General features: G+C 68.0%; 14 protein-coding genes and 1 pseudogene. 7 read left to right on the top strand and 8 right to left on the bottom strand.

Going from position 1 to position 25,514, the window contains the following annotated elements:
* Window positions 1-48 precede the first annotated feature (48 nt).
* Complete coding sequence (locus INQ42_RS11280) at window positions 49-3,180, bottom strand: TonB-dependent receptor domain-containing protein (RefSeq protein WP_194034354.1); 3,132 nt, start codon at window positions 3,178-3,180, stop codon at window positions 49-51.
* A 229-nt stretch (window positions 3,181-3,409) separates the two neighbouring features.
* Between INQ42_RS11280 and ggt the strand changes: the two genes are divergently transcribed.
* Window positions 3,410-5,158, top strand: coding sequence for a gamma-glutamyltransferase (gene ggt / locus INQ42_RS11285; protein ID WP_194034355.1), 1,749 nt, complete (start codon window positions 3,410-3,412; stop codon window positions 5,156-5,158).
* A 42-nt stretch (window positions 5,159-5,200) separates the two neighbouring features.
* Here ggt and gltS read toward each other — a convergent pair whose 3' ends face one another.
* Both gltS and INQ42_RS11295 read right to left on the bottom strand, forming a co-directional pair.
* Entirely contained in the window at window positions 5,201-6,400 is a 1,200-nt protein-coding gene (gene gltS / locus INQ42_RS11290) for a sodium/glutamate symporter (protein ID WP_194034356.1), read from the bottom strand.
* 48 nt (window positions 6,401-6,448) lie between these two features.
* Window positions 6,449-8,083, bottom strand: a complete 1,635-nt coding sequence (locus tag INQ42_RS11295; RefSeq protein WP_228064359.1) for an N-acyl-D-amino-acid deacylase family protein — start codon at window positions 8,081-8,083, stop codon at window positions 6,449-6,451.
* Window positions 8,084-8,258: 175 nt separating this feature from the next.
* Between INQ42_RS11295 and INQ42_RS11300 the strand changes: the two genes are divergently transcribed.
* The gene (locus INQ42_RS11300; protein ID WP_194034357.1) at window positions 8,259-10,541 is read left to right on the top strand and encodes an NADP-dependent malic enzyme; all 2,283 of its coding nucleotides are present in this window, start codon (window positions 8,259-8,261) and stop codon (window positions 10,539-10,541) included.
* Between the two features lie 96 nt (window positions 10,542-10,637).
* On the opposite strand, the gene ppc is transcribed toward INQ42_RS11300, so the two are convergent.
* The 3 genes from ppc to yihA form a co-directional block, all read right to left on the bottom strand.
* Entirely contained in the window at window positions 10,638-13,430 is a 2,793-nt protein-coding gene (gene ppc / locus INQ42_RS11305; RefSeq protein WP_194034358.1) for a phosphoenolpyruvate carboxylase, read from the bottom strand.
* A gap of 69 nt (window positions 13,431-13,499) precedes the next feature.
* Window positions 13,500-14,864 carry a glutamate--cysteine ligase gene (locus INQ42_RS11310; protein WP_194035876.1) on the bottom strand — a complete coding sequence of 455 codons (1,365 nt, stop codon included), beginning with the start codon at window positions 14,862-14,864 and terminating at the stop codon, window positions 13,500-13,502.
* Between the two features lie 103 nt (window positions 14,865-14,967).
* Window positions 14,968-15,573 carry a ribosome biogenesis GTP-binding protein YihA/YsxC gene (gene yihA, locus INQ42_RS11315; RefSeq protein ID WP_194034359.1) on the bottom strand — a complete coding sequence of 202 codons (606 nt, stop codon included), beginning with the start codon at window positions 15,571-15,573 and terminating at the stop codon, window positions 14,968-14,970.
* A 195-nt stretch (window positions 15,574-15,768) separates the two neighbouring features.
* On the opposite strand from yihA, the pseudogene INQ42_RS11320 reads away from it, so the two are divergent.
* The 4 genes and pseudogenes from INQ42_RS11320 to INQ42_RS11335 form a co-directional block, all read left to right on the top strand.
* Window positions 15,769-16,563 (top strand): annotated as a pseudogene (locus tag INQ42_RS11320) (c-type cytochrome); the annotation flags it as partial.
* Window positions 16,564-16,775: 212 nt separating this feature from the next.
* Window positions 16,776-17,534: a thiol:disulfide interchange protein DsbA/DsbL gene (locus INQ42_RS11325; RefSeq protein ID WP_228064360.1), complete on the top strand. Its 759-nt coding sequence runs from the start codon at window positions 16,776-16,778 to the stop codon at window positions 17,532-17,534.
* 106 nt (window positions 17,535-17,640) lie between these two features.
* Entirely contained in the window at window positions 17,641-18,522 is an 882-nt protein-coding gene (locus INQ42_RS11330) for a thiol:disulfide interchange protein DsbA/DsbL (RefSeq protein ID WP_194034361.1), read from the top strand.
* A 106-nt stretch (window positions 18,523-18,628) separates the two neighbouring features.
* Window positions 18,629-19,366 carry an endonuclease/exonuclease/phosphatase family protein gene (locus INQ42_RS11335; protein ID WP_194035878.1) on the top strand — a complete coding sequence of 246 codons (738 nt, stop codon included), beginning with the start codon at window positions 18,629-18,631 and terminating at the stop codon, window positions 19,364-19,366.
* Window positions 19,367-19,450: 84 nt separating this feature from the next.
* On the opposite strand, the gene INQ42_RS11340 is transcribed toward INQ42_RS11335, so the two are convergent.
* Window positions 19,451-22,375, bottom strand: coding sequence for a TonB-dependent receptor (locus tag INQ42_RS11340; RefSeq protein ID WP_194034362.1), 2,925 nt, complete (start codon window positions 22,373-22,375; stop codon window positions 19,451-19,453).
* Between the two features lie 141 nt (window positions 22,376-22,516).
* Entirely contained in the window at window positions 22,517-23,338 is an 822-nt protein-coding gene (locus INQ42_RS11345) for a sulfite exporter TauE/SafE family protein (protein WP_228064361.1), read from the bottom strand.
* Window positions 23,339-23,457: 119 nt separating this feature from the next.
* Here INQ42_RS11345 and INQ42_RS11350 point away from each other — a divergent pair, with 119 nt between their 5' ends.
* Window positions 23,458-25,500 (top strand): transglycosylase SLT domain-containing protein, encoded by a 2,043-nt coding sequence (locus INQ42_RS11350; RefSeq protein ID WP_194034363.1) that lies wholly within the window; start codon window positions 23,458-23,460, stop codon window positions 25,498-25,500.
* Window positions 25,501-25,514 lie beyond the last annotated feature (14 nt).

Consider the following 25,514-nt stretch of genomic DNA (forward strand, 5'->3'; position numbering starts at 1 on the left):
TGACAGACCCCGCGCGAGGCCTGTCAGCTGTTGCGGAGGTAATGCTGCCTAGTCGAACGTCTTGGTCACGGTCAGGTAGTAGCCCCGGCCCAGTGCGTTATGCAGGCCCGAGTAGAAGCCCAGGCTCCGCGGTGCCAGGCGTGGATCACGATCGGTGATGTTGCGGACGTTGAAGCGCACGGTCGTGTCTTCGAACACGTTGCCGGTCTTCTTGAAGCGGTGCTCGGCCCACAGATTGGTCGTGGTCCATGACGGCACGCGGAACAACGTGCCGTCAGGCAAGCTGGCACCGGTCGAATCAAACGGGCCGACGTAGCGGACAAACGCACCCAGGCTCCAGTTGCGGTAGCGCCAGCTACTGCTCAGGGTCGCGCGCCATTCCGGCGTGCCGTTGATGCCCAGCAGGCTGCCGGCGTTGCGGATCGTGAAGCCGTCATTGATCACGCCGTCCTGCTGCGCGTTCATCACCAGGTCCTCCAGGTCCGAGGGCATCTGCATCTGCTCGAGCAGCCGGCTGCCATTGAGGTTGGTGGTGAAGGTGCCCCAGTCCGCGGTGCGCAGGCGATGCGAGATGCCGTAATCGATGCCCCGGGTCCGGCGCGGCAGGCGGTTGGTGTACTGGTCACGCACCTGCAACACGTTACCGACCGCTTCCAGCCCCGTGCCGGCGAAGTTGGCGATCTGCTCATCGCTGGGATCGTCGCGCAGCACGTTGGGATTGGACGAGCCCTGGATGCGCATCAGGTAGTCGAGCGCCAGGTGGGTTTGTTCGCCGGTGATGGCGATCATCTGTTCCTGATCGATCTTCCAGTAGTCCGCGGTGAAGGTGAAGTCGCCCATGGCGTCGGGCAGGAAGCGGGGCTGGAACACCAGGCCGACCGAGGTCGCCTCGGAGGTTTCCGGCTTGAGGTCGAGGTTGCCCTCGCGTACGGCCTGGGTGCTGAAAGACTTGCCGCAGGCGCTGAAGCTGGAGATGCGCCCGGCGCGCAGGTCCGCCTCGCACTGGTAGTAGTCCAGGCGGGTATTGCTGACCACGGTCCCGTCGGAATGGATCTGCAGGATGTTGGGCGCCAGGAAGCTCTCCGACCAGCTGCCGCGCATCATCAGGCCATCCAGGATGTCCCAGGCAAACGCGACCTTCGGCTTGGACACGCTGCCGAAGTCGGAATAGCGCTCGTAGCGACCGGCGATCTGCAGATCAAGCGAGCGAACCAGCGGAATCGCCATCTCGCGCGACACCAGCGGCACCGCGATCTCGGCATACGCCGAGGCCACCGAGCGCGAACCGCCGTTGTTGCCCGACGGGCTCGCACCGAGTACGTCGCTGGTCGGGAGATCGGTCAGCGGGTTGGTGTAGCCGATCTGCCCGTTGAGGCGCGGATCGCGCTGGTCGTCAAGCTTTTCGTGACGCCACTCGGCGCCGAACGCCAGCCCGACATCGCCTGCCCACCACTCGAACAGGTCGGGGCGGGCGAAACGGGTATCGACCTGGAACAGCGACGCGGTACTGCGGCGCACCACCGGGACCAGGAAGCCGGCGACCGTGTCGGCGTTGGTCATTGCCGGCGGCTGGCTCCAGTCGTCCAGGTTGCCGCCTGTGAACGGGTTGTAGGCACTCTCGTCAGCGCGCGCGAGGGCCTCGGCGAACGAGGTGTTGCTGATGGTGCCGAACTGGGTATCCACGGTGCGGGCGCGCGAATACAGCACGGCACTTTCCCAGTCGAACCCGCCCAAGTCACCGCGGACCCCGCCCAGGACGCGATACGACTTGTCATCGACCTCGTAGGGGCGGGTGGTCTCGGTGGCGCGATAACTGCTGATGCGCACGTCCAGGCCCTCTTCGGGCGCATCGATGCCCTGCAGGCGGTTCGGGTTGAGACTGCCGTCGGGCAGGTAGGTGGCACCAAACGGGTTCCAGTAGTTGGACTTGGGGACGATCATCGGCGCAGCGGCCAGCGAGGCAGCCTGCTCCCGCATGCCGTCGTAGCTCGACTGGTAGTAGCTGACCTCGCCGAATGCCACGAAGTCATCGTTGAGATCGTGCTCGATGGTCGTGAAAAGGTTGCCGCGATCGACGCCGCCCATCAGATAGCGCTGCGAGTTGGCGTTGAAGCGCAGTGGCCGGTCGATGGTGCTGTTCTGCAACCCGGTCTGGATGCACACGTCCTCGTACAGCGCGGTCACGCAGCCGTTGGCGATCGGCTCGATGTGGAAGCTGCCGGCGGCGGTCGTGATCGCCTTGCCGTCCTGCCGCACCCGCACCCGATCGACCGTCTGGAACGCGCCCCAGGCGCTGGAGGTCATGCGGTCATCGAATGCCGTCATCCCCTCCCATTGGGTGCCTTCAAAGAACGGCCTGTGATCCTGGCTGGCGGCGTAGTCGCGCTCGGAGTTCTCGAAGATGCTGCGATAGGTGTACCCGCCCAGCAGGGAGACCCGGGTGCGTCCGTCGTTGAACCACCTGCCGGCCTTCACATTGAAATTGCCCTGGCGGAAATCGGTGCCTTCCGAGCCGCCGTACTGGGCCTGGGCGCGCAGGCCCTGGAAGTGTGTATCCATGACCACGTTCATCACGCCGGCCACGGCATCCGAGCCGTACAGCGCGGAGGCGCCGCCCAGCAGGGTTTCCATGCGCTGCACGCCGTAGAGCGGGATGGCGTTGATGTTGGCGGTCTGGCGCGGCACGTAGGTTTCCGTCTGCGTGCCGGGGTGGTTGACCATGCGACGACCGTTCACCAGCATCAGCGTGTTGCCGGTGCCCAGGTTGCGCAGGTTGACCGAGCCGACGTCGCCGCGCGCGGCGTTGAGGTTGCCCGCGGTATCGGTGTTGTCGAACATCATGTCGCCGACCTGCGGAAGCGACTGCAGCAGGTCTTCGCCGGAGACGGCACCGGTGGCAGCCACGTCCTCCTCCGAGACCACGAACACCGGGAGCATGCCGGTGTCGTTGTTGCCTGCAAGGTGGCTTCCGACCACCACGACCCGATCAAGGTCCTTGGCCTTCGCATCGGCTGTCTGGACAGCTGGCGGGGCCGCATCGTCCGTTGCGATCGGCGTGGCGTCGGTCTGTGTGGCCTGGGCGGGCTGGGCCGCGTCCTGAGCCAGCGCGGTGACCGGCTCCATGAGCATCGCCGAGGCGAGCATCACGCTGAGAATCGTGCGTTTGGGTGCGTAGTTCATTTGATGTCTCCCCCGGAGAGCGGCTGTCTGTGGCAACGCTTGTCCCGATCTTAGCCACCGCGATCGCGCGGCAAGACCACCAATGCTTTGCCAGGGGATAGCCTGGGGCTATGGGATGAGCCAAAGAAACTGCGGGACATCGGTAAGGTGCGGCGGCATGCTCGAATGCACTCCGCCCTTGCGAGCGCTGCTTGCGCGCCTGGCGTCGACCATAAAAAAGGATCCCGGAATGCCCCTCAGAAGCCCTCAGGCGATTTCATCGCGCGCCCTTGTCGCACTTCTCGTCAGTGCCGCGCTCGCGCTCTGCTCCGTGCAGGCCACCGCCCAGACCCGGCAGCTGCTGAACTACGCCGCGATCCACAAGCCGGTGCAGGGCGAGAAGGGCATGGTCGCCAGCCAGAACGAGGCCGCCAGCGATGTCGGTGCGCAGATCCTGCGCGACGGCGGCAATGCGGTGGACGCCGCGGTGGCCACGGCCTTTGCCATGGCGGTGACCCTGCCGCGCGCGGGCAACATCGGCGGCGACGGCTTCATGCTGGTGCACTTGGCCGAAGACAAGCGGACGGTGGCGATCGACTTCCGCTCCAAGGCGCCGGCGCTGGCCACGCTGGACCGCTTCATCGGCGACGACGGCAGGATCGCCGGTGACAAGCAGGGCTACAGGGCCGCCGGCATCCCCGGCACGGTCTCCGGGCTGGCCACCGCGCACGGCAAGTATGGTCGTCTGCCCTGGGCGCAGCTGCTGCAGCCGGCGATCGCCCTGGCCGAGCACGGCATCGTGCTCAGCCGCGACGAGGCCTTCGCGCTCGACTGGGGACGCAAGCGCCTGGCCCTGAGTCCGGCCGGCGCGAAGGTGTTCCTGCATCCCGATGGCAGCGCGCTGCGGGCCGGCGAAAGACTGGTGCAGACCGACCTGGCCTGGTCGCTGAAGCAGATCGCCGCGCACGGCGCAAAGGCCTTCTATGAGGGCGAAATCGCCGAGCGGCTGGTCGCGGGCATGATCGCCAATGACGGCCTGATCCGGAAGGACGACCTGGCCGCTTACCGGGCCGCCGAACGCGAGCCGCTGCGCAGCAGCTACCGCGACCACGAGGTGGTGACCATGTCGCCGGCCAGCGGTGGCGGCGCCGGCATCATCGGCATGCTCAACATCCTGGAGAACGTCGATATGCCGGGCTACGGCGCGGGTTCCGCCGACGCCATCCACTACATGAGCGAGGCGATCAAGCTGGCCTGGGCCGACCGCCGGCTGCACCTGGGCGATCCGGATGCCCTCGACCTACCGCTGCGCGGGCTGGTGTCCAAGGCCTACGCCGCCGAACGGGCCAAGCGTATCTCGCCGCGCCGCGCGAAGCCGGCATCCAAGGTGCCCGGCGGCGATCCATGGGCGCATGAGAGCCCGCAGACGACCCATCTCTCGGTCATCGACGAGGCCGGCAACGCGGTGGGCATCACCTACACGCTAGGTTCGGATTTCGGCTCCGGGATCATGGTCGACGGCACCGGCTTCCTGCTCGGCAACCTGGTCGGCAACTTCTCCATGCGCGCCCAGCTGAAGGCGCGCGAGTCCGGCCAGCCCGAGCCCCCCAACTCACTGCATCCGGGCCGGCGCCCGGTCTCCAGCATGGCGCCCACCTTCCTGTTCAAGGACGACCGGTTGCGCATGGTCACCGGCAGCCCGGGCGGCAACACCATTCCGGGCACTGTGATGCAGAGCATCGTGGACGTCGTCGACTTCGACCTGAACATCGCCGAGGCCACCAGCCTGCCGCGCATCCACCAGGAGATGGACAGCGACGGCGTGATGCGGGTGGAGCGCGGCATCAGCCCCGACACCCTGCGCCTGCTGGAGAAGCGTGGTCACCGGATCGAGACCGGCGAGACCATCGGCAGCACCCAGATCCTGTGGGTCGGCGAGCACGGCGTGGAAGGCGCCGCGGATCCGCGCCGTCCGGGCGCCGCCGCCGTCGCCCAGTAGCGAGGAGGCGCTGGCGCTGAGGCCGGGTCGGCGCAAAGACCGCTAGCGGGCGAAGTTCATGAACCCGGTGATGATCAGGGCGTTGGTGAAGTCGATGAAGAACGCGCCCACCAGCGGCGCCACCAGGAAAGCCCGCGGCGCCATGCCGTAGCGCTGCACCAGCGTGCGCATGACCGCCATCGCGTTGGCGGTCGTGCCCAGCATGAAGCCGATGAAGCCACCGCCCATCACCGCCGCGTCGTAGTCCTTGCCCATCGCGCGGAACACCACCACGCAGAACGCAACGACGATGGCGACCTGTACGACCATGTTGACCGCCAGCGGCAGCGCCATGCCGGCCAGCTCCCACAGCTTCAGGTTCATCAGTGCCACGGCCAGGAACAGGGCCAGGCAGATGTTGCCAATCAGGTCGATGGTCCGCAGCGGGAGACCGATCCAACCGGTCACGTCGTCGATGTTGCGCACCACGGCCCCGATCAGCATGGCGCCGATATAGGCCGGCAGGGTCAGGCCGAGGGCTTCGAATCCCTTGCCGATCCAGGCGCCCAGCCACATCGCGACCATGATGAAGATGATGCTCTTGAGCGCACTGAATTCGCGTTGACCCTCGGTCTGCGGCGGATCCACCTTGGCCTCGGTCACATCCGGGACCTCGGTGGGATGGCCGCCGGGCGTCTTCAGGCGCCAGCGGCGGATGATCACGGTCGCGACCGGGCCGCCCACGATGCCGCCGCAGACGATGCCCGCCATGGCCGAGGTGATGGCGATGGACTCCGCGCCGACCAGACCCGCTTCTTCAAACAGTGGGGCGAAGGCCAGACCCGTCGCCGGCCCGCCGGCCATCGTCGCCGAACCCACCAGCACCCCGAACAGCGGGTGCAGCCCGAACATCGAGGCAATCCCGAGGCCAACCAGGTTCTGGACCACCACAAAGCCCGTCGCCATGGCCAGGAAAATGCCGACCTGGCGTCCGCTGATGCGCAGCAGGGCCAGGCTCGCGTTGACCCCCAGCGTGGTGAAGAACGCCACCATCAGCGGCGTCTGCAGGGTCGTGTCCAGCTCGAACAGGGTCGTGCCCTGGCCGTGCGCGAACAGCACGATGAGCGCGATCACCAGCCCGCCGACCACCGGTTCGGGCAGGTTGTAGCGCCGGAAAATGGGAATGGCGCGGCACAGCGCGTACCCACCAAGAAGAGCCAGGCCGCCCAGGGCGACGGTTTCCACCGCGTCAAGTTGAAGCAATTGGGTTCTTCCCTTGGTTGTGAAAGGTGATCAAACGCGCATCCGCAGTCACGGACAAGTGCCTTCGGTTGGCACATGGTGAAGCATCCGGCCGCCCAGCTCATCCGTCTGCGCGCCGTCGCTGATGGCGACCACGCCATTGACGATCAGGTGACTGACGCCGACCGAGAGCTCGCGCGGCTCGACATAGGTGGCCCGTGCCGCCAGCGTGGCCGGATCAAACACCACGACATCGGCAAAGTACCCGGGTCTCAGGTAACCGCGTTGCTGCAGGCCGAGTATGTCGGCGGTCAGGCCGGTGGAGCGATGGATGAAAGTGGCGATGTCGAGCAGTTCACGCTCGCGCACGTAGCGGGCGAACTTCTCCGGGAAACTGCCGTACTGGCGGGGATGGCCGTTGGATCCGTCCGAACTGGTCACCACCCAGGGTTGTTGCATCAGCAGGTCGACATCGTCCTGGCGCATGTTGAACGAGGCGATGGAAGCACTGCTGCGCACGCCGGGAGGGCGCTCGTCCTGACCGATGATGCGCAGTGCGGCGTCGATGGCGGACACGCGCCAGTCAGCGGCAACCTGAGCCAGCGTCCTACCGGTCCATTCCTCGCCGATGGAAGTCAGCAGGATCGCGTCGGCACCGCCACGGCGGCGCAGGTTGTCGTCCATCTCCTCGCGGATGCCAGCCAGCTGCGCGGGGTCGGCGAAGCGTTTCAGCATCGCCTCGCGCCCGCCCTCGCGTGACCGAGGCGGCAGCAACGCGGCCGCCAGTCCCGTCCCGGAGGCCAGCCATGGATACTGGTCGGCGGTCACCCGCTGGCCGTCCGCGCGCGCCTGCTCGACCAGCGCGACCAGTTCGGCGGCCTTGCCGTGCACATCCACCCCCAGCGCCTTGATGTGGGCGATGTGCACCGGCATCCCGGCGCGGCGGCCGATCTCGATCGCCTCGCGGGTCGACTCGACCAGGCCGACCCCGTAGGACGATTCGTCGCGCTGATGGGTGTCGTACAGCCCGCCGCGGCGCGCGGCCTCGCCGGCGACGGCGACCACCTCGTCGGTGCCCGCGTAGCTCTGCGGCACGTAAAACAGTCCGCTCGACAGGCCGAACGCTCCCTCGCACATCGCCGATGCGACCAGCCCGCGCATCCGCGCCAGCTCGGCCGCGTCGGGCGCACGCGCGCTCTGCCCAAGCACCTGCGAGCGGACCGCGCCAAACCCCACGTATGGCACCAGGTTGGTGCCGACCCCGTTGGCTTCGAACCACGCCCGCTGCTTCGCGATATCCGGGCTGCCGCCACCGTCGACGCCGATCCCGATCGTGGTCACGCCCTGGTACAGCCACGGCGCGTTGCGCCGCTGCGCCGGGTCGTCGGAACGCATGTAGGTGTCGGGATGCGAGTGCGGATCGATGAAGCCCGGTGCGACCACCTGGCCGGCGGCCTCGATGGTGCGCGCGGCCCGATAACGCTGCATTGCGTCCGGTCCGACCCAGACGATGCGGTCATCGACGATGGCGACGTCGGCCCGGCGCATCGCGCCGGTGCCGCCGTCATGCAGCGAGCCGCCGACGATCAGCAGGTCCGCCTGCGGCAGTTCTGGCGCGGGCCCGTGGGCGCATGCCGCCAAAGCGCCCGCAATGACGGCGACGCGAAGCAGACGGGCGACGGTAAATCCAGCAAAGCGTGGCAAGCGCAAACCCCCTGATGCGATGCAGTGCACTCGACCATAGGTCAGCACCTGCGCTGGCGACACTGATAAAACGCGGCCCGTCCATAACCCCGCGTTATGGGCGGTTTAGCCGGCGCCGGTGGCGCCGCCGGCGCAGAGCGATAGAATCGATGGCTTCTCCCGCCTCGCGTACGCAATGGCCACTCACGACGATTTCAAGCAAGCCGCCCTCGACTACCACAGCCAGAATCCGCCGGGAAAGATCAAGGTCGCACCGACCAAGGCGATGGTGACCCAACGCGATCTGGCGCTGGCGTACTCGCCTGGGGTGGCCTACGCCTGCGAAGCGATCGTCGCCGACCCCAACACGGCACGTGACTACACCGCGCGCGGCAACCTGGTCGGGGTGATCACCAACGGCACCGCGGTGCTCGGACTGGGCGACATCGGACCACTGGCGGGCAAGCCGGTGATGGAAGGCAAGGGCGTGCTGTTCCAGAAGTTCGCCGGCATCGACGTGTTCGACATCGAACTGGACGAGCGCGATCCCGACAAGCTGGTCGACATGATCGCGGCGATGGAGCCGACCTTCGGCGGCATCAACCTGGAAGACATCAAGGCGCCGGAGTGTTTCATCGTGGAGCGCAAGCTGCGGGAGCGGATGAAGATCCCGGTCTTCCACGACGACCAGCACGGCACCGCGATCATCGTCGGCGCGGCGGTGTTCAACGCGCTGGAAGTGGTCGGCAAGCAGATCCAGGACGTGCGCATCGCCACCACCGGCGTTGGCGCCGCCGGCATCGCCTGCCTGGACATGCTGGTGGCGCTGGGCGCGCGTCCCGAGAACATCCTCGCCTTCGATCGCGATGGCGTGCTCTACACCGGCCGCGGGAACCTCGACCCGGAAAAGGCCCGCTATGCGCGCGACACCAAACTGCGCGAGCTGGCGGAAATCGTTGACGGTGCGGACGTGTTCCTCGGCCTGTCGGCCGGCGGCATCCTCACCCCCGAAATGGTCGCCACGATGGCCGAGCGCCCGGTGATCATGGCCCTGGCCAATCCCTACCCGGAGATCCTGCCCGACGACGCCAAGGCGGTGCGCCCGGATGCGGTGATCGCCACCGGCCGCTCGGACTACCCCAACCAGGTCAACAACGCGGTCTGCTTCCCCTACATCTTCCGTGGCGCGCTGGATGTCGGCGCGACGGTGATCAACGAGGAGATGAAGCTCGCCTGCGTGCACGCCATCGCCCAGCTGGCAAGGCTGGAAGCGGGCGATCTGGCGTCTGCCTACGGCGGCGAGGTGCCGACCTTCGGCCCCGAGTACCTGATCCCCCGTCCCTTTGACCCGCGCCTGATGGTGATGGTGTCGGCGGCGGTTGCACGCGCGGCGATGGATTCGGGCGTGGCTTCGCGGCCGATCACCGACATGGCGGCGTACGAGGAGCAGTTGGGCCAGTTCGTCCACCGCACCGGCCTGCTGATGAAGCCGGTCTACGACCGCGCCCGCCGTGATCGCAAGCGGATTGTGTACGCCGAGGCCGAGGAGGAAGTCGTCCTGCGCGCGGTGCAGACGGTGATCGACGAGGGCCTGGCGACGCCGATCCTGGTCGGCCGCCCGGACGTGATCCAGCACCGCATCGAACGCCTCGGCCTGCGCATGCGCCAGGGCGTGGACTTCGAGCTGACCAACATCAACGATGACCCGCGCTTCCACGAGTACTGGCAGCAGTACCACGCGCTGACCGAGCGTCGCGGCGTGACCATCGAGGCGGCCAAGGCGCTGATCCGCTCGCGACCGACCCTGATCGCGGCGCTGATGGTCGAGCGCGGCGAGGCGGATGCGATGATCTGCGGCATCGTCGGCCGCTTCAACAAGAAGCTGGGCTACCTGCGCAGCGTGTTCGACTTCGACCGCGGCATCACCGGCACCTCGGCGATGACCGGGGTGATCAACGACGCCGGCGCCTGGTTCTTCCTCGACACCCACGTCCAGCTGGACCCCAGCGCGGAGCAGATCGCCGAGGCGACCCTGCAGGCAACCTATCGCCTGAAGCTGTTCGGGGTGGAACCCAAGGTCGCGCTGCTGTCGCACTCCAACTACGGCAGCCACGACAATCCGTCCGCCAGCAAGATGCGCCGGGTCCGCGAGATCCTCAGCGCGCGCGCGCCCAAGCTGGAAGTCGACGGCGAGATGATGGCCGACACCGCGTGGAACGAGGCGCTGCGCAAGCGGGTCTTCCCCAACACCACGCTGCACGGGCGCGCCAACCTGTTCGTCCTGCCCAACCTGGACGCGGCCAACATCACCTACAACATGTTCCGGGTGGCCACCGACGGCGTCGCCATCGGTCCGATCCTGATGGGCCTGGACCAGCCCGCGCACATCCTCACCAACGACTCCACCTCGCGCCGGGTGGTCAACCTGACTGCGATTGCGGCGGTGGACGCGCAGATCCGGGCGGCGCGCCGGCGCTGACGGTTCGCGGAACCGGTCGGGCTTGTCGCCGGCCGGTTCCGCGGTTCATCAATACGGGTTTCCCGCCGTGAAGCGGGCGCCGCGCTCGCCGCGGGCTCAACCGGTGTTCTGGATCCCCGCGGCGATACCGTTGACGGTAGCCATCAGCACCTGCAACAGCTCCTCGTCCTTGCGCTCGCCCGCGCGCCAGCGTTTCAACAGGTCGACCTGCAACAGGCTGATCGGGTCCACGTAGGGGTTGCGCAGCCGGATCGACTGCTGCAGGCGCTGGTCGCCGTTGAGCAGCTCGTCCTCGCCCTTGATCGCCAGAACGGCGCCGCGGGTGCGGCGGAATTCGGCGGCGATGGCCGGGAACATCTGCGCGTGCAGGTCAGGCGTGCCCGTTGCCGACGGGGTGTCGCGGGCCAGCTGCGAATAGCACTCGAAGATGCCCAGGTCCGACTTGGCCAGGACCATCTCCACGTCGTCGATCAGGGTGGCGAAAAACGGCCAGTCGCGCGCCAGCTCGGCGTAGGCGTCGGCGCCATGGCGTTCAAGGCCGCGCTCCAGAGCGGTGCCCACGCCGTACCAGGTGGTCAGGCCGGAGCGGTTCTGCGACCACGAAAACACCCACGGGATCGCCCGCAGCGATTCCGCCCCGCCGCTGCCGATGCGCTTGGCGGGACGCGAACCGATGCGCAGCCGCTCAATAACGTCGATCGGGGTGACGGCGCGGAAGTAGGCGGAAAAATCCGGATGCTGGTGCACCAAGGCGCGGTAGTGGGCGCTGGAATCGCGGGCCAGCTCGGCCGCCATCGACCGCCAGCGCGGCGCCCGGGTATCCAGCGGCCGCGGGCGCAGGGTCGCCCGCATCACAGCGCCGGTGGCCTGCTCCAGGTTGCGCAAGGCGATCGCGCGCGTGCCGTACTTGCGGTGGATCACCTCGCCCTGCTCGGTCAGCCGCAGCACGCCGTCCACCGAGCCGCGTGGTGCGGCGATCACCGCCCGCTCGGTCTTGCTGCCGCCGCGGCTGGCGGAGCCGCCGCGGCCGTGGAAAAACACGATGCCGACCCCGCTCTCGCGGGCCAGCGCGGTCAGGGCCACCTGGGTCTGCTGCAGCGCCCAGCGCGAGGCAATGATGCCGCCGTCCTTGGCACTGTCCGAGTACCCCAGCATGACCAGCTGGCGGTTGCCGCGCGCCGCCAGGTGGGCGCGGTACACCGGGTCGCCAAACAGCGCCCGCATCGTGGCATCGGCCGCCTCCAGGTCGGCCACGGTCTCGAACAGCGGCGCCACGTCCAGCGGCACGACCTGCTCTGCATCGGCGCCGGCGTCCGCGGGCTCCACGCAACCGGCCACGCGCGCCAGCGCCAACACCGCCAGCGCATCGGCGGCGCTGCGGCTCATGCTGATGATGTAGGGACCGAACACGCGCTCGCCGTAGCGCGGCCGCAACCCGGCCACGGCGCGGAAGACATCCAGGGTACGCACTGCCTCGCTGGCGTCGGCGTCGGCGGGAACCAGATCGCCCGCCATCATCCGGTGCAGGCGGTCGGCCCGCTCCTGCGCGCTGCGCTCGGGCCATTGCGGATCCTGCAGGACAGCCGCCAGCGCGGCGTCGTGCACGGACGAGTCCTGGCGCAGGTCGAGGCTGGCGAGGTGGAAGCCGAAGCAGCGCGCGCGCCGCAGCAGCCGGCGCAGCACGAAGTCCCCGGCATGCTCGCCGCGGTTCGCCATCAGGCTGGCGTGGATGCATTCGATGTCGGCGACGAAACTGGCGGCGTCGGGATAACCGGTGGCCTCGTCGTGGCTGGTGGCGCGCAGCCGGGCCGCCATCAGCATCAACAGGTTGCGGTACGGCATGTCGGCGTGGCGCGGGTGCAGCTCGGCCGCCGCCTCGGGCAGCAGTTCGCGGTAGGCGGCGACCTGCCCGATCACCGCATCGCTCACCGACACCCGGCTGAGCGACTGGCTGAGCAGGTCGGCCAGGCGGGCGATGTCACGGCGGTAGGCGGCCAGCACCAGCGCGCGCTGTCCGGCCAGGGTGTCGGCGATCGTGTCCGCGCCCACGTTCGGGTTGCCGTCCATGTCGCCGCCGACCCAGCTGCCGAAACCCAGCACGTCGGGCAGTTCGACCGCATCGCCGTAGTGCTCTCGCAGCGCGGTTTCGAAGTTCTCGAAGAACACCGGTAACACCCGATACAGCACCTCGGACAGATAGAAACCCACGTGCTCGAACTCGTCGGCGACGCTAGGCTTGGCCGCGGGCGCCTCGACCGTCTGCCAGCTCGCGGTGAGGGCCATCCGGATACGGCCATGATCGGCACGGCGCTCGGCCGGCGTGCGGTTGCGGTCGATGTCGTTGACCAGGCTGCGCACGATCTGACGCTCCTTGTGCAGCAGCACGCGGCGCACCGCCTCGGTCGGATGCGCGGTGAATACCGGCTCGATGCGCATGCGCGGCAGCAGTTCAGACAACTCGGCCGCTTCCACGCCCTGCTCGGCGAGAGAACCGACCACGTCAAGCAGGCCGCCGGGTTGGGCGCCCTGCTCGGCGCGCTCGTGGTCGCGCCGGCGGCGGATGCGGTGCACGCGCTCGGCCAGGTTCACCGCCTGGAAATAGGTGGAAAAGGCGCGGCCGAGATCGCTGGCCTTCTGCAACTCGTGGCCGGCCAGCGCCTCGGCCAGTTCGGTGACGGGCTGGTCGTTCTCGCGCCGGCTGATGGCGGCCCGGCGCAGCGCTTCCACCTCGGCGAGGAAGTCCGGGCTGCGCTGCTCGGCGAGGATCCTGCCGACCATGCCGCCCAGCAGATTGACGTCCTCGCGCAGGAACGTATCGACCGCGGCGAACTTCACCGTGCGCAGCGAATCGTCGTTGGTAGCGGTAGTGGAATCGTTGTCTGTGCTCATCCAGCCACGTTAACGCAGCTGGTGTTGCGGTGCATCATTTCGTGCGCGTCGGGCACATTGCAGCCCGCCTCAGTAGGCGAACTCGCGGAATACCGGATCCACGTTGCCGCCCCACACGCCGTGGTAGAGCGCGAGCTTGCGTTCGGCGGGCGTCTCGCCGGCCTCGACCAGCTCCATCAGCGGCGACAGGAAGATCGTCTCGTCGCTACCCACATCGTTCAGGCGCGCGCGCCGGGCCAGTCCGTGGGCGGAGATCTGCAGCGCCTGGCGGGCCACGTCCAGCACCGTGCCGTTGCGGAACGGCAGCTTGAACGCCTGCCGCGGCACGCCGTTGCGCAGCGCGTGCAGCTCTTCCAGGCTGTAGTCCTTGACCAGGTCCCAGGCGGCATCCAGCGCGCTGTCGTCGTACAGCAGGCCGGTCCAGAACGCCGGCAGGGCGCAGATCCGGTTCCACGGCCCGGTGTCGGCGCCGCGCATCTCCAGGTATTTCTTCAGCCGCACCTCGGGGAACGCCGTGGTGGTGTGGTCGGCCCAGTCCTGCATCCTGGGAAGGTGACCGCGATGCGCGGGCAGCTTGCCGGCCATGTAGTCGCGGAAAGACTGGCCCGCCGCATCGATGTAGTTGTCGCCGCGCTGGATGAAGTACATCGGCACGTCGAGCAGGTAGTCGACGTAGCGCTCATAGCCAAAACCTTCCTCGAAGACGAAATCCAGCATGCCGCTGCGATCGTTGTCGGTGTCGGTCCAGATGTGCGAGCGGTAGGACAGGAAGCCGTTGGGCTTGCCTTCGGTGAACGGCGAGTCGGCGAACAGCGCGGTCGCAATCGACTGCAGCGCCAGCGACACCCGGAACTTCTTCACCATGTCGGCCTCGGAGGCGACATCCAGGTTGACCTGCACGGTGCAGGTGCGGGTCATCATGTCCAGGCCGAGGCTGCCGACCTTCGGCATGTACTCGCGCATGATCTTGTAGCGGCCCTTGGGCATCCACGGCATCTCGTCGCGGCGCCACTTGGGCTGGAAGCCCATGCCCAGGAAACCCAGTCCCATCGGCTCGGCGACGGCGCGCACCTCGCGCAGGTGCGAGGACGCCTCGCGGCAGGTCTCGTGCAGGTTCTCCAGCGGCGCTCCGGACAGCTCCAGTTGCCCGGCCGGCTCCAGCGACACCGACGCGGCATCGCGGGTCAGTGCGATCACCCGGCCGTGCTCCTCCACCGGCGCCCAGCCAAACTGGACCAGGCCCTTGAGCAGCGCCTCGATGCCGCGCTCGCCGTCGAAGGTCGGCGGACGCAGGTCATCGAAATGAAAGCCGAACTTCTCGTGCTCGGTACCGATCCGCCAGTCGTCGCGCTCGCGCGTGCCCGAGCTGAGGTAATCCACCAGCTGGTTGCGGGATTCGATCAGGGGCTCTTCTACGTGACTGGAACCGGACACGCTCACCTCGTCATGGGTCATGGGTATCGCACTGGCAGATGTGTGGGGACACACCATCTTCGCAATGCCGCCGTGATCGGGGCGCCATTCCGTTGCAGACGGATCACAGTTCCAGCCAGCCCTCGATCACGCGACGGGCCTCATCGACCCCGAGCTTGGACTCGCCGGAAAACAGCTGCGCAGTGACCGCATCGCCATGCTCGGCCTTGAGCGCCTTGCGCACTTCCAGCAAGGCGGTGCCCTGCGCGCCGCGGCTGAGCTTGTCGGCCTTGGTCAGGATCGCGTGCGCCGGAAGACCGCGACTGACCGCGTAGCCCAGCATCTGCCTGTCGTACTCCTTCAGCGGATGACGGATGTCCATCACGACCACCAGACCCTTGAGCGCCTCGCGGGTACGGAAATAGCGGTCAAGAAACGCCTGCCAGTGTGCCTGCAGGTCCTTGGGCACCTTGGCGTAGCCGTAGCCGGGCAGATCGACGAGAAAGCGGTCGGTACTTGGCGGGAGTTCGAAAAACACCAGTTGCTGGGTACGCCCGGGGGTCTTGGACACCCGGGCGAGCGCGTTCTGCTGGCAGATCGCGTTGAGCGCGCTGGACTTGCCGGCGTTGGAGCGCCCCGCGAACGCAACCTCGAAGCCGCCGTCGGGCGGCAGTTGCGCCGGGGTGTGCGCAGCCAGCAGATACTGGGCGCGGATAAGGGGATTGGCCATGGCGCTAGGATCGCACGGCCGGCGCGGCGACGCGCGGGAATCACTGTCCCACGCTTGCAGATCCCGCTGCAGACGGCCGCGGAAAGCAGACGCACCGGGCACTCGCGTTGACCCCATGCGCCGCGCCGATGATAATTCTGCAGTTAGACAGCCGTTGACAGGCTGTCACTTCAGTGTTTTCCGGAGCCCAGCCCCATGAGCCACGCCCGCGTCCTAGGTATCGCAGGTCTTGTCGTCTTCGCAGCGGCGGCTGTTGCCTATGCCCAGACCACGGTGACCCCGGTCCCCGACGCCGCACCGGTGGAGACTGCCCCGCTGGAACCCGCAGCGCCCGAGCATGCCACCTGGGGGGATGTCCAGAACGGCCAGACTCTCGCGGGCACGTGCGCCGCCTGCCACGGGCTGGACGGAAACTCCGAGATCCCGATGTATCCGCGCATCGCCGGCCAGAGCGAGCGCTACATCGCGCACCAACTGGCCCTGTTCAAGAGCGGCGAGCGCAATGACGGCATGGCCGCGGTGATGAAGCCCTTCGCCGACATGCTCAGCGCACAGGATGCGCGTGATCTGGGTGCCTACTTCGCGACCCAGAAGTCCGGCGCGGGCGTGGCCGACGACAGCGTCGTGACCAGCGGTCCCTACACCGACATGAAGTTCTACAAGATCGGCGAGAAGCTGTTCCGCGCGGGCGACGCAGCGCGCGGCATCCCGGCCTGCATGGCCTGCCACGGACCGGCCGGAAGCGGCAACCCGGGCCCTGCCTACCCGCACGTCGGCGGCCAGCACGCGGAGTACGCCCAGCAGCGGCTGGAGCTGTATCGCGCCGGCACCACCTCGCGCACCGATCCACGCCTGTTCAACATCATGGCCAGCATCGCCAAGCCACTGACCGACGAGGAAATCGGCAGTCTGGCCAGCTACATGCAGGGCCTGCACCCGACCGCTGACGACATCGGCGTGGACGCGACCGCCATGGCTGCCGCGCCGGCGCCGGTCGCTGCCGCCGACGTGGTTACGCAGGACGGTGAAACGGCGGAGGGCGTGGCCAATGGTGACGGCAGTGACGCGTCGGACACCGCACCCGAGCCCGCCGCTGATGTGCCGGCCGATGACGCGCCGATCGATGCTGCAACCGCTACCGAAGCCGGGCCGGAAGATCCCCAGGGCTGAGTTTGCGAACGCCCTGCTCCAAAGCTCTGCGCTTGTCGTTCATCGCGCCGGCCGTATCGTTACGGTCGGCGTTCTTGTTTGAGGGAATCCTGCCAATGACGTTTCGTTCCATATTGCCCATCTCCCGCCGCACGCGCTTTGCACGTGTTGCCGCGACCGCGCTTCTGGCCGTGCTGCCCCTGCTCGCCTGCGCGGCGCCGCCCGCGGCCGACGCCCTCGTCGCCGGCAAGGATTTCGCCTTGATCGCCGATGGCGCCCCGTTCGAGCCACGCCCCGGCACGATCGAGGTGGTGGAAGTCTTCGGCTACACCTGCCCGCACTGCGCGAATTTCGAGCCCGCGCTGCAGGCGTGGAAACAGCAGCAGAAAGCCGACGTCAACGTCGTGTCGGTTCCGGCGCCCTTCGGCGGCTACTGGATCCCCTATGCGCAGGCGTTCTATGCGGCGCAATCGATGAACCTGGTCGAGCGCACCCACAGCGACATGTTCCGCGCGATCCACGAGGAGCACCGCCTCCCGATCGGTGGCGCGACACCGGAGGTGATCGCCAGGTTCTACACCGAGTACGGCGCCGATGCGGACGACTTTGCCGCCCTCATGACGGGCAAGCCGGTACACGCAAAGCTGGTAGCGGCGCGGGACTTCCTTACCCGCAGTGAAGTGGAAGGCACACCGACCATCGTGGTGGCGGGCAAGTACCGGGTGCTGGGCAAGACGTCCCAGGACGTCCTGCGCATCACTGACGCGCTGGTCAACCGCGAGCGCGCCGCGCTGGCGCAACGGAAAAAGTAGGCTTTGCTGCCGGCATTCGGGGTGATCCACCGCGATGCCTGCGAACCGATTACCGAGCACTGCGGCTGCGGCCGCGACCGATACGACACTTTCTGGAGAACCACCGATGACCTTGTTGCCCCGCTTCGGCTTGACCCTTGCAGCCGTGCTTGCCCTTGCGGCCTGCTCATCGGAGGCGCCGACCAGCGCCACGCAGGATGTCGCGCCAGCGTCCACCGCCGCGCAGACGTTTGGCGACCCGGCTCCGTCCGTGGCCGCAGATCGTCCGGCTGCGGATGATGCCGGGGTCGCGACTGCGGGTGATCAGCTCAGCGGGTCGGAAACACTGGTGCGCACGCCCGGCCCGATCGTCGCTCCCGAAGGTCCCGCTCCGGTCGCCGGCGTGGACTACGTGGAGATTCCCAACGGACAGCCCTTCCAGCCGGGCAGCAACAAGATCGAAGTGGTGGAGGTATTCGGCTACACCTGCCCCGCCTGTGCCGGCTTCGAGCCGTTGGTAACCGCTTGGGCCGCCAAGCTGCCCGAGGACGTGCAGTTCACGCCGCTGGCGGCGCCGTTCGGCGGTTACTGGGACCCCTTCGCGAAGGCCTTCTACGCCGCGCAAGCCAATAGACTGCTGGCGCAGAGCCACGACGCGATGTTCAACGCCATCCATCTTGAGCGCAGCCTGCCGCCGGACGCGAAGGAAGACCGGATTGCGCAGTTCTACAGCCGCTTTGGCGCCGACCCCAAGCAGTTCGCGAACACCATGGCCAGCTTCAGCGTCAAGGCGAAGATGGGCCGCGCACTCAAGTTCATGCAGCGCTCCGGTGTCGAGTCCACCCCGAATCTCGTGGTCGACGGCAAGTACCGCATCACTGGCAAGAGCTGGGAGCAGAACCTCAGCATCGCCGAGCACCTGATCGCCGCCGAGCGGGCTGCCAAGGCCGCCCCGACGACGGACGCCGCCCCAGCCGCCGACGACGCAGCTGCGGACGACCAGGGCTGATTTGCCGCGCGCCCTGCCCGCCATGCCTGCTTCCGAGCACAATCCGCGTGTAGACCAGGGCGCCACCGACGGCGCGGGTCCGCCGACGGGCTCGCGCCGGCTGCGCCTGCTCAGCGCGAACATCCAGGCCGGATCGAGCACTCGGGGCTACCACGACTATGTGGCGCGCAGCTGGTCGCACGTGCTGCCTGCCGGCAACAAGCGCGGCAGCCTTGACCTGATCGCGAAGCTGGCGGGCCAGTACGACATCGTCGGCCTCAACGAGGCGGATCCGGGAAGCCTGCGTTCGGGCTTCACCAACCAGACCGAGTACCTGGCGCGGCACGGCGGCTTCGACTACTGGAGCCACCAGCCCAACCGGCGCATGGCCGGGGTCGCCTCAAGCGCCAACGGCCTGTTGAGCAAGCTGCAGCCGATCGAGGTCACCGACCACTCGCTGCCCGGCCGCATCTCCGGACGTGGCGTGCTGCTTGCACGCTTCGGTGAGGGCGCCGACGGCCTGGTGGTCGCCATCGCCCATCTGTCGCTGGGTGCCAACTCGCGCAGCGCCCAGCTGGGCTTCATCGCCGAGCTGCTGCAGGACCACCGCCACGCCGTCCTGATGGGTGACTTCAACTGCGCGGTCGAGCGACCGGAGATGCAGGCGCTGTTCCGCAACACCCGGCTGCAACCGCCAAGCTGCGCGGTGCCCACCTTCCCCAGCTGGCAGCCACAGCGCGCGATCGACCACATCCTGATCAGCAGTGACCTGGGCTGCTCGGGCGCCCAGGCGATGCCCGCCGCACAGTCGGACCACCTCGCGCTGTCCCTTGAACTCGACGTGCCGGACACGGCGCTGCGCTGAGTCGCTGTCGCGCTGGCGACCATCAAATCCTTCCGACGAAGCGACAGCGACCGGTTGTCCCGGCCGCGGTCGCATTGCACGGGGTCAGAATCTCAGGTCGGCACGCAGATAGAAATAACGGCCGCCCGGGATGTCGTAGGTCGACGCGTCATAGCCGTTGAGCGAGCACGACAGGCAGATCGGCGGATCCTTGTCGGCGAGGTTGTTGACGCCTGCGGTCAGCTGCAGGCCCTGCTGCCAGTCGAAGCGGTAGCCAACCTGCAGGTCGTTGTAGGTGGTGGCGGGCAGGGTGTTGGTGCCGTCAGCCGGATTGCTGCACACCGCAAAGGCGACCGCATCCCCGCATTCCTCCTTCAGCTCACTGATGTGGCGCACGCTCCATGAGGCGTTCCATTGGTCGCGGCGCCAATCCAGCCGGGCCGTCGAAGTCCAGTCAGGGATCGCGCTGTCATTGACCTCGATCCCCACGGCCCGCGGCTGCACTTGCCCGGCGGCACCGACTGCCTGGTAACGGGTGACCAGCGTGTTCTGCCAGGACAGCTTGAACCGCCCGGCCGCCGTCTCCGGCAACGACCAGAAGAGGTTGGCATCCCATCCGTCGGTCTTGATTGAGCCAAGATTGGTGAGCCGGTTGCTGAAACTGTTGATGCCGCCGATCGAGGAGCGGGTGATGCCATCGCAGTACAGCGGGTCCAGGGTCTGCACGCACAGGTCCAACTGGGTCTGGGCGTCGATGGCCTGCACCGCGCCCTCCAGACTGTGGCGATAGAAGGTCAGCTCCAGGTCGAGCCGGTCCGACCACGAGGCGCCGCTGGCGAATCCGGGGCTGAACACCAGGCCGGTCGTGAAGCTGCGCGCGGTTTCCGGTTCCAGGTCGCGGTTGCCGCCGGTGGTGACCGAGATCTGGCTGTTGGCCTGCACCGCGCCGGTGGGCACGCCCAGCGCGGCGCAGTTGGCGGGATTGCCGCGCGGCGCGCTGCCATCCAGGCCGATCAGGCACGGATCGCTGATCTGCAGGTCGGCGCGGCTTGCCGAGCCGAACAGCTCACCGATGGATGGCGCCCGGAACCCCTCGGCATAGGTCGCGCGCAGCAGCAGCTCGTCGGCAACCTGCCAGCGCAGTCCGTACTTGGGCGTGAACTGGCTGCCAAAGGTCGAGTAGTCCGAGTAGCGTCCGGCCAGGCTCAGCTCCAGGCTCTTGCCGAAGGTATCGGGCTTGAGCAGCGGCACGTTGAGTTCGACATACGCCTCGCTGACGTTGTAGTCCCCCGACGTCGGCAGCGATGGCACGCCGTTGTAGAAACCCGCGACCGTCAGCGCGTCGGGCTGGTAGGACCCCTCGTAGCGGCGGTGTTCGGCGCCGGCGGCGAAGGAAAGCGGACCCGCCCACAGCTCCGCCAGATCGCCGGAGATATTGGCGCTGAACACGTCCAGCGTCTGCTCACTGCGATCACGCACCACCGGCTGGATCCAGGCCAGCATGTCGGGGGTCAGCGTGCCCGGCCCGCCAAACACGTTCAGCGGCACGCAGCCTGCGGTCGCCGCGCAGACCGCCGGGTCACCCAGGGCAATGGCGATGTTGCGGATGTCGTAACTGCCGTAGTTGGTCTGGCGCGCCTCGTTTTTGGCGGTGGAGAAGTTGGCGTCCCAGAACCACGAGCGGTCGCCGGCGTCCAACCGGCCCTCCAGCCCGGCAGCGAAGTAACGCGTGTCCACGTTCTGCTCGTAGACCCGCGGTCCGCCCTCGACCGGGCGCCGGCCGATCATGACCAGGTTGATGTCGTTCTGCGGGGTGTTCGGATCATCCACCGAGACCAGGTCGAAGCCGAACGGGTTGTACGGATTGGCCGCCGACACGAACATGCCGTCAGCAATCGCATTGCCGGTGCCGGCATCGGCGCCCAGGAACAGCGGCTCCGGCGCGGCCTGGTTGACCGACTCGCGCCGGTTGGCCAGCACCTTAGCGTAGGCCTGCACCCTGTCGTTGAAGTAGAAGCGGTACTGGCCGAACACGCCGGTGCGCGTGGACGGCGTCAGCAGCATGTTGTATTCGGCGAAGTTGAACCGGTCGGCGGTCGCAAAGCAGTGGAACCCGTCGGTGCGATCGCAGCCGGTCTGCGCCGGGTCGTAGAACGGGTCGTTGTCGCCCTGGTTGGGCGTCAGGTCGAGCTCGGCGCCGGTGTTGGGATCGATCAGGATGAATCGCCCGCGCGGCGTGCCCGAGCTGCCAAATGTCAGCCCGGTGCCCGGGGTGGGAAAGCGCGACTGCTCGCGGGTGCTGGCGTAGATCGGTTCCTGCTCCACGCGGCTGGCGCCGATGAAGAAATTGCTGCGCTCGGTGTTCATGCCCCAGGCCAGGTCCAGCCCCTTCTGGGTGCCGTCGCCCTTGCCGTACTGGCCGTAGTTCAGGGTTACCTGCCCACCGTCGAAATCACGCCGGGTGATGATGTTGACCACCCCGGCGATCGCGTCGGAGCCGTACAGCGAGGACGCGCCGTCCTCGAGCACATCGATGCGCTCCACCAGCGCCAGCGGGATGGTGTTCAGGTCGGTGGTTGCGCCCACCCCCGACGCGGAGGACTCGTTGACCCAGCGCACGCCGTCGACCAGCACCAGCACACGCTTTGCGCCCAGGTTGCGCAGGTCGACCTGGGCCGAGCCGGCACCCACGCCGTCGCCATTGGGCGAGAAACCGAAGTTGCCCGAGGAGTTGAACTTGGTGTTGAGCGCCGAACCCGAGCCGGTCAGCGACTGCAGGATGTCGCCCACCGAGGTCAGGCCGGTGCGGTCGATGTCCTCTCGGGTAAGGGTCTGCACCGGCGTCTGGCTTTCAATCTCCGCCTTGCGGATGCGGGTACCGGTGACCTGGACACTGTCCAGGGTGGTCGCGCTGCGGCCGTCTTGCTGGCCGTCGGCGGTTGGCGGTTGCTGCGCGGCGGCGGGCAGCGACGCGCCCAACAGGCACAGCGCGACAGCGGCCACCAGTGGGTGGCGACAAGGTGCGTTCATCGACTTCTCTCTCCCTAAGAATGTTTCGAAGCGCCACACCCCTGTTTGCGACGACGCACTGTTGTAAACAATCCCGGGGCCCGCCACAAGATGCACAGCTTCCCGCCCGAACCTGCATGAGCGGTCGAGAGGTGTCCCAACTCAAATTGCGCCGGTCACCAGCAGGCTCACCGCCACCACCACCAGGAACACCGCGAATATCCGCTTCAGCGCATCCCCGTGCAGGCGGTGCGCCAGCCGCGTGCCCAGTGGCGCGGCAAAGATCGACGCGATGGCCACGCCGATCGCCGCCGGCAGGTAGACATAGCCGATGGCATGCGCGGGCAAGGCCCCGGCCGGCGCGTGCATCGCATAACCCACCGCGCTGGCGAATCCGATCGCCACGCCGCACGCCGACGAGGTACCGACTGCGCGCACCGGCGCAACGCCGCGCCACACCAGCAGCGGCACCGTCATGCTGCCGCCGCCGATCCCGACCACTGCCGACAGCGCGCCGATGCCGCCGCCGGCGGCGAGGATGGGCCAACCTCGCGGCGCCGGCTGCCCGGTCGCGCCTCCCTGTCGCGGACGGCCGAACTGCAGTTGCGCCGCCGCCAGCAGGCAGTAGCCGGCGACGATCCAGCGCAGCACGTCGTCACCGATCTGGACCGCCGCCCCGCTGCCCAGCCAGCCACCCACCAACAGCCCCGGCACCATCCACGCCACCGTCGGCCACAGCACACTGCCGCGACGCGCGTGGGCGCGGGCGGACGCCGCCGCGGTAAGGATGATGCTGGCCAGCGAACTGGCCAGGGCGGCGTGCATCGCCGCTTCCGGCGGCACGCCCATCAGCGGCAACAGCCACACCAGCGCCGCCACCAGCACCAGTCCACCGCCGACGCCCAACAGACCTGCAAGCACACCCACCACCACGCCCAACAGGGGGAACAACAGCCACCACGCGCTCATCGCAATTCCCGTCATCAAGTGCCGATAGTGGAACATAGCCGGGCCGTGAACCCGGTCGGTTCGCCTCCGGTGGCAAGAGCCGGATGGGCATGTGCGGCCCGTGGAGTTCATTGACGCTCGGATATAGTCGGCGGATGCGATCCAACGCCCTGCTCCTGCCTGTGCTTCTAGCCGCGCTCGCGATTCCATCGGCCGCGTTCACCCAATCGAGTGCCACCGCCGGCCGGCCCGGGGGTGGTCTGGCGGGTTCGGCCCACTCTGTCGCAACGCCACCTGGCGCGGCCCAGGTTGATCCGCAACGCGAACGCATCGGCAATGCGATTGCGGAGGCTGAGCGCGGTCAGTTCAATGCCGCCCAGTACGCCGACCTGTCCGGCCACCCCCTGTTCCCGTGGGTGGAGTACGCGGCGATCGCGCGCGACATCAATACGCTGCCGCGGTCGCGCGCCGAGGCATTCCTCAAGCAGCACCAGGGCACCGCCGTCGCCGGGGTGTTCCGCCAGGCGTGGCTAGCTGCCAGCGACCGTCGCGACGATCCATCCGCCGTGCTTTCGGCGTGGAGCGAGGACATCAAGAGCACGGCCCTGCGCTGCGCGTGGCTGGATGCGCGCCACGCGCTGGGCCGGGTGGACACCGACTGGACGCAGCAGGCGCAGGCGGTCTGGACCAGCACCGGCAAGTCCCTGCCCGATGCCTGCGACCCCGTCTTTGCCACCCTGGAGAGCCGCGGCGAACTGCCTTCCTCGCTGCGCTGGCAACGACTGGAGCTGGCCGCCGAGGAATGGGACGGCGGGGTCATGCGCGCGATTGCCCGCGGCCTGCCGGCCGCCGAGCGTGGCCTGGCGGAGGACTACGCGGCGTTCATCGACACTCCCCATGCACGCGCCCTGCAATGGCCCAAGACCGACCGCAGCCGCCGCGTCGCCTCGCAGGGGCTGGCCAAGCTGGGCAAAGCCGACCCGGATCGGGCCGAGTCACTGCTGCCGCAGTACGCCAGCGCGCTGAACTTCAGCGAGGCCGATCGCGGCCGCGTGCTGTACCAGATCGCCCTGTGGACGGTGGCGTCCTACCTGCCCGATTCGGCGCGCCGCCTGAACGCGGTGCCCGCGGCAAGTTACGACCCGCGCCTGCATGAGTGGCGCGTGCGCGAGGCGCTGTCGCGCTCGGACTGGCCCGCGGCGCTGGCCGCAATCCGCAAGATGGGCGCTGAGCAGCGAAACGACTCGCGCTACACCTATTTCGAGGCCCGCCTGGCCGAGCTGGGCGGCGACAAGGCCACCGCGCAGGCGAAGTACCGCGAGGCCGCGCGCTTCCCCGAATTCCACGGGTTCCTCGCCGCCGACCGCATCGACCAGCCTTACGCGCTGTGTCCGGCCACCGTCCAGGCCGATCCAGCCACACGCGCCGCGGTGGCGGCCAACCCGGCGCTGCAGCGCGCGATCGGCCTGCACCTGCTCGGCCGCAGCGGCTGGGCGGCGAAGGAATGGGCCGACGCGGTGGCAGGTTTCAACGACACCCAGCGCCAGGTCGCGGTGCAGATCGGGCAGGCCAACGGCTGGTTCGACCGCGCCGTGTTCTGGCTGGGCAAGGCGCCCGGGGAGCTGCAGCTTTACGACATGCGCTTTCCGCTGCACCACGACACGACGATCCGTCGCGAAGCGGCGCGCAACAATATCGATCCTGCCTGGGTCGCAGCGGAGATCCGTGCCGAGAGCATCTTCAATCCGAAGGCGCGCTCGGGGGCGAATGCGATGGGCCTGATGCAGGTCCTCCCGACCACCGGCGAAGCGGTCGCGCGACGCATCGGCCGCGGCTGGGGCGGCGCTTCCAGCCTGTACGACCCGGACACCAACATCGTCCTGGGCACCGCCTACCTGCGCCAGATGCTGGATCAGTACGGCGGCAAGCCCTACTTCGCCATCGCCGGCTACAACGCCGGCCCCGCACCGCTGACGCGCTGGCAGACCCAGCGTCCGAACATGGACGCGGACTTCTGGATCGAGACCATCAGCTACAAGGAAACCCGCGAATACGTTGCCCGCGTGCTCGCCTTCAGTGTGATCTACGACTGGCGCCTGGACGGCGATGCCCTGCGCCTGAACGATCGCATGCACGGTCGCACCAACGCAGCGCGCAAGCCGTTCGCGTGCCCCGCGCCTGCGGCGGGACGGTCATGAGCCGGGGGTCGGCA

The organism is Lysobacter avium, from assembly GCF_015209745.1.
GTDB lineage: Bacteria > Pseudomonadota > Gammaproteobacteria > Xanthomonadales > Xanthomonadaceae > Novilysobacter > Novilysobacter avium.

Excerpts from the sequence above, each read along its gene's own strand:
- INQ42_RS11280 (WP_194034354.1), bottom strand. The coding sequence starts at position 3,180 with ATGAACTACGCACCCAAACGCACGATTCTCAGCGTGATGCTCGCCTCG.
- ggt (WP_194034355.1), top strand. The coding sequence starts at position 3,410 with ATGCCCCTCAGAAGCCCTCAGGCGATTTCATCGCGCGCCCTTGTCGCA.
- INQ42_RS11300 (WP_194034357.1), top strand. The coding sequence starts at position 8,259 with ATGGCCACTCACGACGATTTCAAGCAAGCCGCCCTCGACTACCACAGC.
- ppc (WP_194034358.1), bottom strand. The coding sequence starts at position 13,430 with ATGAGCACAGACAACGATTCCACTACCGCTACCAACGACGATTCGCTG.
- yihA (WP_194034359.1), bottom strand. The coding sequence starts at position 15,573 with ATGGCCAATCCCCTTATCCGCGCCCAGTATCTGCTGGCTGCGCACACC.
- INQ42_RS11330 (WP_194034361.1), top strand. The coding sequence starts at position 17,641 with ATGACCTTGTTGCCCCGCTTCGGCTTGACCCTTGCAGCCGTGCTTGCC.
- INQ42_RS11340 (WP_194034362.1), bottom strand. The coding sequence starts at position 22,375 with ATGAACGCACCTTGTCGCCACCCACTGGTGGCCGCTGTCGCGCTGTGC.
- INQ42_RS11345 (WP_228064361.1), bottom strand. The coding sequence starts at position 23,338 with ATGACGGGAATTGCGATGAGCGCGTGGTGGCTGTTGTTCCCCCTGTTG.
- INQ42_RS11350 (WP_194034363.1), top strand. The coding sequence starts at position 23,458 with ATGCGATCCAACGCCCTGCTCCTGCCTGTGCTTCTAGCCGCGCTCGCG.